This window comes from Paracoccus sp. TOH (assembly GCF_030388245.1).
GTDB classification, from domain to species: Bacteria; Pseudomonadota; Alphaproteobacteria; order Rhodobacterales; family Rhodobacteraceae; genus Paracoccus; species Paracoccus simplex.
Genome location: NZ_CP098360.1, coordinates 170,456 through 183,409, shown reverse-complemented (window position 1 = coordinate 183,409; position 12,954 = coordinate 170,456). Strand labels below are relative to the sequence as shown.

Annotated in this window: 9 protein-coding genes; all 9 read right to left on the bottom strand. The window is 68.2% G+C overall.

The window, feature by feature from the left end; translation table 11 throughout:
* Positions 1–9: 9 nt before the first annotated feature.
* The gene (locus NBE95_RS00840; RefSeq protein ID WP_289894030.1) at positions 10–1,314 is read right to left on the bottom strand and encodes a sigma-54 dependent transcriptional regulator; all 1,305 of its coding nucleotides are present in this window, start codon (positions 1,312–1,314) and stop codon (positions 10–12) included.
* A 192-nt stretch (positions 1,315–1,506) separates the two neighbouring features.
* Positions 1,507–2,946, bottom strand: a complete 1,440-nt coding sequence (locus NBE95_RS00835; protein WP_289894029.1) for an NAD(P)(+) transhydrogenase (Re/Si-specific) subunit beta — start codon at positions 2,944–2,946, stop codon at positions 1,507–1,509.
* A 13-nt stretch (positions 2,947–2,959) separates the two neighbouring features.
* Positions 2,960–4,534, bottom strand: coding sequence for a Re/Si-specific NAD(P)(+) transhydrogenase subunit alpha (locus NBE95_RS00830; protein ID WP_289894028.1), 1,575 nt, complete (start codon positions 4,532–4,534; stop codon positions 2,960–2,962).
* A 69-nt stretch (positions 4,535–4,603) separates the two neighbouring features.
* A complete protein-coding gene (gene glyA, locus NBE95_RS00825; RefSeq protein WP_289894027.1) occupies positions 4,604–5,899 on the bottom strand; it encodes a serine hydroxymethyltransferase in 1,296 nt (431 codons plus the stop codon).
* Positions 5,900–5,921: 22 nt separating this feature from the next.
* A complete protein-coding gene (locus NBE95_RS00820; RefSeq protein WP_289894026.1) occupies positions 5,922–8,555 on the bottom strand; it encodes a phosphoenolpyruvate carboxylase in 2,634 nt (877 codons plus the stop codon).
* The gene (locus NBE95_RS00815; RefSeq protein WP_289894025.1) at positions 8,555–9,526 is read right to left on the bottom strand and encodes a D-glycerate dehydrogenase; all 972 of its coding nucleotides are present in this window, start codon (positions 9,524–9,526) and stop codon (positions 8,555–8,557) included. Before NBE95_RS00815 ends, NBE95_RS00820 begins: the two co-directional genes overlap by 1 nt.
* Before the next feature lie 9 nt (positions 9,527–9,535).
* Positions 9,536–10,426, bottom strand: a complete 891-nt coding sequence (gene sucD / locus NBE95_RS00810) for a succinate--CoA ligase subunit alpha (RefSeq protein WP_289894024.1) — start codon at positions 10,424–10,426, stop codon at positions 9,536–9,538.
* Entirely contained in the window at positions 10,426–11,622 is a 1,197-nt protein-coding gene (locus NBE95_RS00805) for a malate--CoA ligase subunit beta (RefSeq protein WP_289894023.1), read from the bottom strand. The genes sucD and NBE95_RS00805 overlap by 1 nt, the downstream gene beginning before the upstream one ends.
* Before the next feature lie 19 nt (positions 11,623–11,641).
* Entirely contained in the window at positions 11,642–12,883 is a 1,242-nt protein-coding gene (locus NBE95_RS00800) for an aminotransferase (RefSeq protein ID WP_289894022.1), read from the bottom strand.
* Positions 12,884–12,954 lie beyond the last annotated feature (71 nt).

Sequence of the window (12,954 nt, the reverse complement as noted above, 5' to 3'; positions counted from 1 at the left end):
GGGCGCCGTTCACAACCCCCAGCTTGCACATTTCCGTTCGATGGTCTTGCGGGATACGCCAAGCCAGTCTGCGGCGCGCGAGCGGTTGCCGCCGGCCAGTTCCAGCGCCTGCAGGATGTGCCGGCGCTGCACCGCATCCAGCGGCTCGATGTCCTGGGGCGTGGCCGGCGCCAGCGTCTCCAGCGGGAAGCGGCCGAAGATCAGCGACCGCTCGATGAAGTTGCGAAGCTCGCGGATATTGCCCGGCCAGGCGTGGCGCAGCAGCGCCGCGCGCACCCGCGAATCGATCTGCAGCGGCTCCAGCCCCAGTTCCGCGGCAAGCCCGGCCATGAAGAACCCGGCCAGGTCGATGGTGTCGGTGCCGCGCAGCCTCAGCGGCGGCATCTCGATCTGCAGGACGTTGACCCGGAAGAACAGATCCTCGCGGAACCGGCCGGCCTCGACCTCGGCGGCAAGGGCCTTGCCGGTGGCGAAGACGAAGCGCAGGTCCAGCGCGATCTCGCGTTCCGAGCCGACGGGGCGGATGGTCTGCTTGTCGAGCACCCGCAGCAGCGCCGCCTGCGCCGGCCTCGGCAGTTCGGCGATCTCGTCGAAGAAGACGGTGCCGCCTTCGGCCGACACGAACAGACCCGACCGCCCCTGGTCCGTGCCGTGCGAAGCATGGCCGAACAGCTCCATCTCCAGCATGTCGGCGGGGATGGTCGCGCAATTGATCGCGACGAAAGGCCGGTCGGCGCGGCCCGAGAGCGAATGCAGGAAACGCGCCGCCTCTTCCTTGCCGGTGCCCGAGCCGCCCGAGATCAGCACTGGCGTCGGCAGCCCGGCCACGCGGCGCAGCCTTTCGCGCACCGCCTCGATGGCGGGCGAGTTGCCCAGAAGCTGGCTGCGCTGGCTCAGCCGCGCCCGGTCCAGCTCATGGCGCAACAGCAGGTTCTCGCGCCGCAACGAGGCCAGTTCCATGCTGCGCCGCACCGCGTTCAGCACCTGGTTGGCACGGCAGGGCTTGAACAGGAAATCCGCCGCGCCGGCCCGCATCGCCTCGATGGCGGTATCCAGGTCGGGAAAGGCGGTGATCATGATCGCCTCGAACCGCCAGCCCTGCTTGCGCTGCTGCGCCAGCCAGTCGATGCCGCGCAGTCCGGGCATCCGGTTGTCCAGCAGCACGATGTCGAAACGCTGCTGTTTCAGCAGGGCGCTGGCGCTCTCGACATCCGCCGCCTCCAGCACGCTGCGGCAATGGGGTTGCAGCGTCTTGACCAGGAAATTGCGCATCCCCGGTTCGTCGTCGACGACCAGCACGCTTGCCTGGCGCATCAGCGGGTCGGATCTGTCGGCGGCGGGCGCCGTCGCCTGGCTTTCCAATGCAACCTCCCGTTCCGTCGTTCCCTGCGGACGATTGCTTCCGTGATACAGCAAGATGTCCGCCGAAACGAGCAGGAGTCGCGGGCGCGACCGTGAAGTCACCGGCCTTCCGGCCCGCTTTGCTGTTTTTTTGCCGTGCTGGGTTCACTCGATCATGGGCAGGAGCTGGTCGAGGGACTTTTTGGCGTCGCCATAGAACATGCGGGTGTTCTCCTTGTAGAACAGCGGGTTCTCGATGCCGGAATAGCCGGTGCCCTGGCCGCGCTTGCTGACGAACACCTGTTTCGCCTTCCAGACCTCCAGCACCGGCATGCCGGCGATGGGGCTGTTCGGGTCCTCCTGCGCCGCCGGGTTCACGATGTCGTTCGAGCCGATCACGATCACCACGTCGGTATTCGGGAAATCCTCGTTGATCTCGTCCATCTCCAGCACGATGTCATAGGGCACCTTGGCCTCGGCCAGAAGCACGTTCATGTGCCCGGGCAGCCGCCCCGCCACCGGGTGGATGGCGAAGCGCACGCTCTTGCCCTGGGCGCGCAGCTTGCGGGTCAGCTCCGACACCGATTGCTGCGCCTGCGCCACCGCCATGCCATAGCCCGGCACGATGATGATCTCGTCGGCCTCGTTCAAGGCCGCCGCCACGCCGTCGGCGTCGATCGCCACCTGCTCGCCCTCGATCTCCATCGCCGGGCCGGTCTCGCCGCCGAAGCCGCCCAGGATCACGCTGACGAAGTTGCGGTTCATCGCCTTGCACATGATGTAGCTCAGGATCGCACCCGAGGAGCCGACCAGCGCGCCCACCACGATCAGCAGGTCGTTGCCCAGCGTGAAGCCGATCGCCGCCGCCGCCCAGCCGGAATAGCTGTTCAGCATCGACACCACCACCGGCATGTCGGCGCCGCCGATGCCCATGATCAGGTGATAGCCGATGAAGAAGGCCAGCAGCGTGATCAGCACCAGCCACAGCACCGGCGCCCCGGTGGTGCAGTAAAGGACGACCGCCAGCAGCGACAGAGCCGCCGCGCCGGCATTCAGCGCGTGCCCGCCGGGCAGCTTGCGGGGCTTGCCGTCGATCCTGCCGGCCAGCTTGCCGAAGGCCACGATCGAGCCGGTGAAGGTCACCGCGCCGATGAAGATCCCCAGCGCCACCTCGACCTTGAGCATGGCGATCTCGGCCGGGGTCTTGTGCGCCAGCACCGCGGCGAAGCCGTGGAACTCGGCCGCCGCGTCGGCGGCGCGGGCGCGCAGCACCCGCGAGAGCTCGAACTGGGCGTTGAAGCCGATCAGCACCGCGGCCAGGCCGACCAGGCTGTGCATGGCCGCGACCAGCTGCGGCATCTCGGTCATCTGCACCCGCTTGGCCACGACCCAGCCCACGGCGCCGCCGATGGCCAGCATGATCAGCGTCAGCCCCCAATTGCCGTAGCCCGGCCCGATCAGCGTCGCGACCACGGCCAGCGCCATGGCCGCGATGCCGTACCAGACCGCGCGCTTGGCGCTTTCCTGACCCGAGAGCCCGCCCAGGGACAGGATGAACAGCACGGCCGCGACCACATAGGCGGCGGTGGTGAATCCGTATTCCATGCGCCCTCTCCCCTTACGACTTCTGGAACATGGCGAGCATCCGGCGCGTGACCAGGAAGCCGCCGAAGATGTTGACGCCCGCCATCAGCACCGACAGCGCCGCCAGAGCCACCACCAGCCAGCCGCCCGAGCCGATCTGCAAGAGCGCGCCGACGATGATGATCGAGGAGATGGCGTTGGTGATCGCCATCAAGGGCGTGTGCAGCGAATGGCTGACGTTCCAGATCACCTGGAAGCCGACGAAGACCGCCAGCACGAAGACGATGAAATGCGACAGGAACGATGCCGGGGCGAACAGCCCGACCAGCAGCATCAGCGCCGCGCCCGCGCCAAGCAGCGTCACCTGCGACCGGGTCTGGGCGCGGAACGCGGCCGCCTCCTTCTCGCGCCGCTCCTCGGGGGTCAGCTCCTTCGGCTTCTCGCGCGGCTTCTGGGCGGCGATGGCCGCGACCTTGGGCGGCGGCGGCGGCCAGGTCACGTCGCCGTCAAAGGCGACGGTGGCGCCGCGGATCACGTCGTCCTCCATGTTCTGCACGATGACGCCGTCCTTGCCCGGCGTCAGGTCGGCCAGCATGTGGCGGATGTTGTTTCCATAAAGTTCCGAGGCTTGCGCGCCCATCCTCGACGGGAAATCGGTATAGCCGACGATCACCACGCCGTTTTCGGTGACGATGCGCTCGTCCGGGACGGTCAGGTCGCAATTGCCGCCGCGCTCGGCCGCCAGATCGACGATGACCGAGCCGGTCTTCATCGCCGCGACCATGTCGGCGGTCCACAGCTTCGGCGCGTCGCGGCCGGGGATCAGCGCCGTGGTGATGACGATGTCCATCTGCGGCGCCAGTTCGCGGAACTTCTCGAGCTGCTTTTCGCGGAACTCGGGCGAGGAGGGCGCGGCATAGCCGCCGGTGGCGGCGCCGTCCTGCACCTGGTCCTGGAAGTCCAGATAGACGAATTCGGCGCCCATGGATTCGATCTGCTCGGCCACTTCCGGGCGCACGTCGAAGGCATAGACCTGCGCGCCCAGGCTGACCGCGGCGCCGATGGCCGCCAGCCCGGCGACGCCGGCGCCGACCACCAGCACCTTGGCCGGCGGCACCTTGCCCGCCGCGGTGACCTGGCCGGTGAAGAAGCGGCCGAAATTGTTCGCCGCCTCGATCACCGCCCGGTAGCCGGCGATATTGGCCATCGAGCTGAGCGCATCCATCTTCTGCGCGCGCGAGATCCGCGGCACCATGTCCATGGCGATGGCGGTGACGCCCTGTTCGCGCGCCAGTTCCAGCAGCTCGGCGTTCTGCGCCGGCCAGAAATGGCTGATGAGCGTCTGGCCGCGCCGCATCTGCCGCAGCTCCGCCGGCTCGGGCGGCCGCACCTTGGTCACCACCTCGACCGCGCCGATCAGCGCCGCGGCGTCCGGCAGAACCGTCACCCCGGCCGCCTCATAGGCCGCATCGGAAAACCCCGCACGAACCCCCGCGCCGGCTTCCACGAACACCGAGTGCCCCAGCTTGCGCAGATGCGCCGCAGAGGACGGCGTCACAGAAACCCGGGCCTCCCCATCAAAACGCTCTCTCAATCCGCCGATCTTCACCAGGCGATCCTTTCCGTAATCCTCATGCGCCAAAACTCACCGGCCTCCGGGGAGGCCGGCGAATGTCTTTCAGAGTTCGGGATAAAGCGGGAAGCGCGCGCACAGCGCCTGGACATCGGCCTTGACCCGGGCTTCGACCGCCGCATTGCCCTCGGGGCCGTTCTCGGCCAGCCCGTCCACCACCTCGATGATCCAGCGGGCGACCTGGCGGAACTCCGGCTCGCCGAAGCCGCGCGTGGTGGCGGCCGGGCTGCCCAGCCGGATGCCCGAGGTCACCGTGGGCTTTTCCGGATCGAAGGGGATGCCGTTCTTGTTGCAGGTGATGTTCGCCCGGCCGAGCGCCTTCTCGGTCTCGTTGCCGGTCACCTTTTTCGGCCGCAGGTCGACCAGCATCACATGGGTGTCGGTGCCGCCGGTGACGATGTCCAGCCCGCCCTCGATCAGGCCCTCGGCCAGCACCTGCGCGTTCTTCACCACCGCCACGGCATAGGATTTGAACTCGGGCTGCAGCGCCTCGCCGAAGGCCACGGCCTTGCCGGCGATGACATGCATCAGCGGCCCGCCCTGGATGCCGGGGAAGATCGCCGAATTGACCTTCTTGGCGATCTCGGCGTCATTGGTCAGGATCATGCCGCCGCGCGGGCCGCGCAGGGTCTTGTGGGTGGTGGTGGTGACCACATCGGCATGGGGGAAGGGCGAGGGATGCGCGCCGCCCGCGACCAGTCCGGCGATATGGGCCATGTCGACCATCAGATAGGCCCCGACGCTGTCGGCGATCTGGCGGAACCGCCGAAAGTCGATGACCCGCGGGATGGCCGAGCCGCCGGCGACGATCAGCTTCGGCCGATGCTGCCGGGCCAGTTCCGCCACCTCGTCGAAGTCGATCAGGCAATCCTGCTGGCGCACGCCATATTGCACCGCATTGAACCATTTGCCGGACTGGTTGGGCGCCGCGCCATGGGTCAGGTGACCGCCCGAGGCCAGATTCATGCCCAGGAAGGTATCGCCGGGCTTCATCAGGGCGGTGAACACGCCCTGATTGGCCTGGCTGCCGGAATTGGGCTGCACATTGGCATATTCGCAACCGAACAGCCATTTCGCCCGCTGGATCGCCAGATCCTCGACGATGTCGACATGCTCGCAGCCGCCATAGTAACGCCTGCCCGGATAGCCCTCGGCATATTTGTTGGTCAGGACCGAGCCCTGCACCTCGAGCACCGCAGGCGAGACGATGTTCTCCGAGGCGATCAGCTCGATCTCGTCGCGCTGGCGGCCCAGCTCCATGCGGATGGCGCGACAGATATAGGGATCGCTGTCGGCCAGCGGCTTGGTGGCCATGGTGGTGTTGATCGGTTGGTGGTTCATCGTCCTCTCCCCGTTCCTTGGTTCAGCCGGTCCAGCCCAGGCCGGTGGCTATGCAGTTCATGGTCTGAAGCAGCGGCACCGACAGCTTGCCCGTCGTGCGGCCGCGCAGTTCGCGCAGCAGGTCGACCTGCAGCGCATGGATGTCGCCCATCGGGGCGCGGACCCGCTCGAAGCGTTCGCGCATCAAGGGGAAGCGCTCGGCCAGCAGCGCCTCGCCGGTCAGCCAGAGTAGGGCCTGTTCGCTGCGGCGGTATTCGGCCTGCACCGCCCCCAGGATCGCGTCGCGCACCCCGGCATCCTCGACCAGCGAGGCGTAAAGGGCGGCAATCTGCATATCCGCCTGGAACAGCGATTTCTCGACCTCGTCCACGATCAGCTGGAACAGCGCCGAGCCGCGCAGCATCCGCCGCAGCAGGTCATCGCCCGCGGCCTCGCGCACCTTGCGAAAGCTGTCGATGGCGGTGCCGAAGCCGTACCAGCCGGTGATCAGGTGGCGGTTCTGCGACCAGGCAAAGACCCAGGGGATCGCCCGCAGGTCATTGAGCGACTTCGCCCCGAAGCGGCGGGCCGGGCGCGAGCCGATCTTCAGCATCGCCAGCTCCTCGACCGGGCTTGCCTGCTGGAAATAGCTCACGAAGCCGGGCTGGCCCAGCAGGGTGGCATAGGCGGTCTGCGACATTCCCGCCAGCCCCTCGAGCGCATCGTCGAATTCGGGCGTGGCGGTGGTCCGCGCCGCTGCGGCGCTGTGCAGCAGCACCGCCGATGTCAGCCCCTCGAGCGTGTTCAGCGCCGTGCCGCGATTGGCGTATTTCGACGATACCACCTCGCCCTGTTCGGTGATCCGCATCCGGCCGGACACCGTGCCGGGCGGCTGCGCCGCGATGGCGCGTTCGGTCGGCGCGCCGCCGCGGCTGACCGAGCCGCCGCGGCCGTGGAAGAAGACCGGCCGCATCGCATAGGCGGCCAGCGCGCGCGAGATGCTGCGCTGCGCCCGCTCCAGTTCCCAGGTCGAGCTGACGAAGCCGCCGTCTTTGTTGCTGTCGGAATAGCCCAGCATCACCTCGAGCCGGTTGCCGCCCCGCGCCTTCAGGCTGCGGCGGGCCAGCGGCACCTGCAGCAGTTCGGACAGGATCGCCGGCGCGGCCCGAAGGTCGGCGATGGTCTCGAACAGCGGCACCACGCGCAGGTCCAAGGTCTCGGCGCCGAAGCCGGCATGGCGGGCCAGCAGATAAACCCCCAGCAGGTCGTCGGTCGAGCGCGTCATCGACAGGATGAAGGGGCCAAGCGCGTCGGGGTCCGCACCCTCGCGCATGTCGCGCATCAGCCGCAGCAGCGCCAGCAACTCCTGACCGGCATCGCCCAGCCGGGCGGGATCGACCTCTGGCAGGACCGGGCTGGACAGATCGGCGCGCAGCCGCTCGGACCAGGCATCCGAGCCGTAGGGCGGCGCGGGGCCGTCGTCGCCGGCCCAGATCTCGGCCAGCACCCCGGTCGTCACCGTCGAGTTCTGGCGGATGTCCAGCGTCGCGGTGCGAAAGCCGAAGGTCTGCGCCTGCCAGCGGATCGGGCGGACATGGCGATGCGCCAGATGCGCGGCGCCGATCGCCTGCAACCCGTCCTCGACCACCTTCAGGTCGGCGATGAAGTCGCCCACGAAGCGGTAGCCGCCGGTCTGGTCGCGCAGCGCCCGGATCTGGTTGCCGATGACCGTCAGCGCCTGGCGGAAGATCTCGCCTGGGTTGCGGCTGCGGCAGTCGGGCTGTTCGGCGATCAGCGCGTCCAGCGCGATGCCCTCGGCCCCCGGGACGGCCACGATGGAGGAACTGATGCTGATGCGGGCCCCGGCCTCGCGCAGCCCGTCCAGATAGCGGTCCAGGATCGCCTGCCGGCCGCGCGCCAGCGCGTCGCGGGTCGCCTGGGTCGTCACGTTCGGATTGCCGTCCCGGTCGCCGCCGATCCAGCTGTGAAAGCGGATCTCGGGCAGGGTGCCGGGGTCGAAACCGGCGGCCAGGTAGCGGTCATAGAGCAGCGGCACCGCGTCGTAGATGCTGTCGCGAAAGAATTGCAGCCCCCATTCGATCTCGTCCGACAGCCGCGGGCGTTCCAGCCGCAGCTCGCCGGTCATCCAGAGCAGGTCGATCTCGCTGCGCAGGTCGTCGGTCAGCTGCGCCCGTTCCCGGGGCGTCCAGCGTTGCGTCTCCAGCGCCACGAGGCTGCGATAGATGCGGCGATGGATCTCCAGCACGGTGACGCGCTTGGCCTCGGTCGGATGCGCGGTCAGGGTCGGTCCCACGCAGATGCCGTCCCCGGCGCCGGGCCGGACCGCGTCGCCCAGCTCGGCCTGCGCCTTGGCGAAGCTGCCGGGCACGGTCGCCGGACCCAACTCGGTCTCGGCCCGCCGCCGCTCGCGCATGGCCGCGTTCTCGTCGGCGATGCGCAGCAGCTGGAACCAGATGTTCAGCGCCTGCAGATAGGGCACCGCCGCATTGTCGCGGGGGATCGCGACCGGCGCGCCGGAATCGAGGCTGGCGGCCACCTGCGGCGCCCGGCGCAGAAGCACGTCGCGCCAATGCTGGCGCAGCATGTGCCTCAGCGTCTCGGCATAGGCATCGGCACCGCCATCCGGTCCGGGCTGAAACTCCCGCGCGCGCGCCATCAGTTCACACGGTCGCGCGGTTCGCGGCCCTCGAAGAAGGCCACCAGGTTCTCCATCACCCGGAGGCCCATGGCGTCGCGCGTCTCGCGCGTGGCAGAGCCGAGATGCGGCAGCATGACGAGGCTGTCGGCGCCCAGCAGCGCATAGGGGATGTCCGGCTCGCCCTCGAACACGTCCAGCCCGGCACCGCCGATGGTGCCGAACCACAGCGCCTGCGCCAGCGCCTGCTGGTCGATCACCTCGCCGCGGGCGGTGTTGATCAGGCAGCCGTCCGGCTTCATCAGCCCCAGCCGGCGGGCGTCGATCAGGTGGTGGTTCTCGGTCCCGCCCGGGCAATGCAGCGACACGAAATCGCAGCGCGGCAGCAATTCGTCGATGCTGTCGACCTGTTCGGCCCCGAACTCGGCCAGGATCTCGGGCGCGACGGCGGGGATGTTCTGCACCACGATCTTCATGCCGAAGCCGAAATGCGCGCGCCGGGCCATGGCCTGCCCGATGCGGCCGAAGCCGACGATGCCCAGCGTCGCGCCCGAGACCTTCTTGCCGATCATGTGGGTCGGGCGCCAGCCGGTCCATTTCCCGTTGCGCAATTCGCGCTCGCCCTCGCCGGCGCGGCGCGCGACCATCAGCAGCAGGGTCATGGCAAGGTCGGCGGTGCATTCGCTCAGCACGTCGGGCGTGTTGGTCACGGCGATCCCGCAGGCGCTGGCGGCGGTCAGGTCGATATGGCTGAAGCCGACGCCGAAATTGCCAAGGATCTTCGTGCGCGGATTCGTCAGATCGAAGATCGGGGCCGACAGCCGGTCGGTCACCGTGGGAAGCACCGCGTCGTAATCGCGGAGCGCAGCTTTCAATTGCTCGGCGTCCAGCGGCAGATCGTCCCGGCTGACGGTGAGGTCGAAGACCTCACCGAGCCGCGCTTCGATCGCCTCGGGCCACCGCCGGGTCAGAAGTACCTTGGGCTGTGCCATCTCGACCTCTCAGGCAAATTGTTTCATCGACCGGGCGATGGTCTCGCCGATCATCGAGGGATGCTCGGCGACGGTGACGCCGGCGGCGGTCAGGATCTCGACCTTCTCGCTGGCGCTTTCGCCGAAGGCCGAGATGATCGCGCCGGCATGACCCATGGTGCGGCCCTTGGGCGCGGTCAGGCCGGCGATATAGGCGACCACCGGCTTCTTCATGTGGTCGCGGATATAGCCGGCGGCATCCGCCTCTTGCGGGCCGCCGATCTCGCCGATCAGGCAGACCAGATCGGTCTGGTCGTCCTGCTCGAAGGCCATCAGGATGTCCTTGAAGGACGAGCCGTTGATCGGGTCGCCGCCGATGCCGACCGAGGTCGAGACGCCGATGCCCAGATCCTTCAGCTGCTGCGCCGCCTCGTAACCCAGCGTGCCCGAGCGGCCGACGATGCCGACATTGCCCGGCAGGTAGATATGGCCGGGCATGATCCCCAGCAGCGCCTTGCCGGGGCTGATGGTGCCGGCGCAGTTCGGCCCGGTCAGCACCATGCGGCGGTCCCTGGGATAGCGATACATGTAGCGCTTGACCCGGATCATGTCCTGGGCCGGGATGCCGTCGGTCACGCAGACGCAATAGCCGATGCCGGCATCGGCCGCCTCCATGATCGAATCCGCGGCGAAGGGCGGCGGCACGATCACCAGGCTGGCATTGGCGCCGGTCGCCGCCACCGCTTCCTTGACGGTGTCGAAGACCGGCACGCCCTCGCAGGTCTCGCCGCCCTTGCCGGGCACGACGCCGCCCACGACATTGGTGCCGTAGTCGATCATCTCCCTGGTGTGGAACCGGGCCAGGCGCCCGGTGATGCCCTGCACGATCACGCGGCTTTCATTGTCCAGATAGATGCTCATCAGATCGCCTCCGCCTTTTCCAGAATGGGTGTCTTGTCCGCCAGCGCGCTGACCGCCTTCTGCGCCGCGTCCATCAGGGATCCGGCGGCGATGACCGGCAGGCCGGATCGTTCGAGGATCCTGCGGCCCTCCTCGACATTGGTGCCGGCCAGGCGCACCACGACCGGCACCTCGACCGGGTGGGCGGTCAGGGCCTGGACCACGCCTTCGGCCACCCAGTCGCAGCGGTTGATGCCGGCGAAGATGTTGACCAGCACGGCGCGGACATTCTTGTCCGACATGACCAGCCGGAACGCCTTGGCCACCCGCTCGGGTGTGGCGCCGCCGCCGATGTCGAGGAAATTCGCCGGCTCGCCCCCGGCCAGCTTGATGGTGTCCATCGTCGCCATGGCCAGGCCGGCGCCGTTGACGATGCAGCCGATATTGCCGTCCAGACCGACATAGGACAGGCCCCGGTCGGCGGCGCGGGATTCGCGCGGGTCTTCTTGCGACTTGTCGCGCAGTTCCGAGACCTGCGGATGGCGGAACAGCGCGTTGTCGTCGAAGGTCATCTTCGCGTCCAGCGCCATGATGCGGCTGTCGCCGGTGACCACCAGCGGGTTGATTTCGACCATGGTGGCGTCGAGGTCGCGGAACGCGCGGTAGCAACCCATCAGCGTGCGCACCATCTGCTGGACCAGCGGCGCGGGGATCCCGAGCGCGAAGGCGATCTCGCGGGCCTGGAACTCGCGCAGCCCGACCGCCGGCTCGACGGCCGAGCGGACGATGGTCTCGGGTTTCTGGGCCGAGATGTCCTCGATATCCATGCCGCCCTCGGACGAGGCGACGATCATGACCCGCTGCGAGCCGCGGTCGAGGACGAAGCCCAGATAGATCTCGCGCGCGATGGGCACCGCGCCTTCGACATAGACGCGATAGATGCCCTTGCCTTCGGCCCCGGTCTGATGCGTGACCAGCTTCTGGCCGAACATGGCCTCGGTCGCCTCCATGATCTCGTGGTCGCTGTCGCAGAGCTTGACGCCCCCGGCCTTGCCGCGGCCGCCGGCATGGACCTGCGCCTTGACGATCCAGCGGTCGCCGCCCAGTTCGCGGGCCCGATAGGCCGCCTGTTCGGGGCTGTAGGCCAGGGCGCCGGGCGGAATGGCGACGCCGAAGCTCGCCAGGATTTCCTTGGCCTGGTATTCGTGAATATCCATCTGACAATCCCTTCCTGGATTAGGCGTCGGCGTGGTCGTAATGGGCGCTCAGCACCGCCCGGACCCGGGCCATGTCGATATTCGCGCCCAGATCGGCCATGGCATCGGCGAAGCGGGTGACGATCTCGGTGATCGCGGGCTGGGAAAGCTGGTTCAGGATGCCGATCCGGACCTGCACCGGCTCGGACAGCGTCGGCCAGATGCCGAAGCCCCTGGCGCGGCAGTTCTGCACCAGCTCCATCTCGCGCCCGGCCAGCGTGCCGGGCAGGTTCAGCACCACCAGCGAGGTCATGTCCGAGGTGACCTCGCACCCCATCGCCTCGACCGCCTCGCGCAGAACCTTCTCGTGGAAGGCATAGTCCCGGGCGCGTTCGGCGCGACCCATTTGCAGGATGATGCGCAGCGCCTCATGGAAGGCCGCCACCGCATAGCCGGAATGGGTGCGGTGATAGGCGCCCTTCTCGACATCCTTGCCGCCGATGATGCCCCAATGCCGCGCTTCCAGGATCGGGTGATGCACATAGCTGTGGCAGCCGTTCTCGCGCAGCTCGGCGATATAGCGGTCGCTGAAGCTGACCGGCGCATAGGTCAGCGGCAGGCACAGCACGCCCTTTTGCGGGCAGGAGGCCCAGCCGACCACGCCGGGATAGTCGTCGATCGAGAAATCCGCGATTCCCAGCGACGAGACCGCATCGACCAGCCCCAGCGCGCCGTGCCGCGCGCAGGCGTCCGAGAAGCCGCGCAGGTCGTTGACCCGGCCGGCGCCGGTTTCCCAATGCGCCATGAAGGCCCATTTCGGCTTGTGCCGGGCCAGCGCCGCCTCGATCACCTCGGCCGAGACGGATTGGCCATGCGGCACCTCGACGGTGGTGACCGAGGCGGGTTGGGGATTCAGCGGATCGGCCCGCAATTCCTCGCGGGTCGAGGCCTTCATGCGGATCGACAGCCCGTCGATGCCCGAGAAGGTGCCGTTGGTGAAGACCACCACGCCGTCGCCGGGCAGGATCGCGCTCAGCATGCAGTCGAGCCCGGAAAAGCCGGTGCCGGCGACGCCGAAGGTATGGACGTTGCAGGTGCCCCACAGCTCGCGCAGCATGATCTTGCATTCGGCCATGCCGCGCAGCACGTCGGCCTGCATATGGTCGGCCAGTCCCGACTGGCAAAAGCGTTGCAGCACCCGCGCATCGGTATTGCCCGGGCCCGGCCCCGCCGCCAGCGTCTCGGGGATCTCGAGGGGCGGGAAAATGATCGTGTCCTTCATCGCGTCAACCTTTCGGAAAGAATGTTTGCCTGGGTGTGGACCGTGCCGCGGTCCGGTGCCGCGCCCGGTGC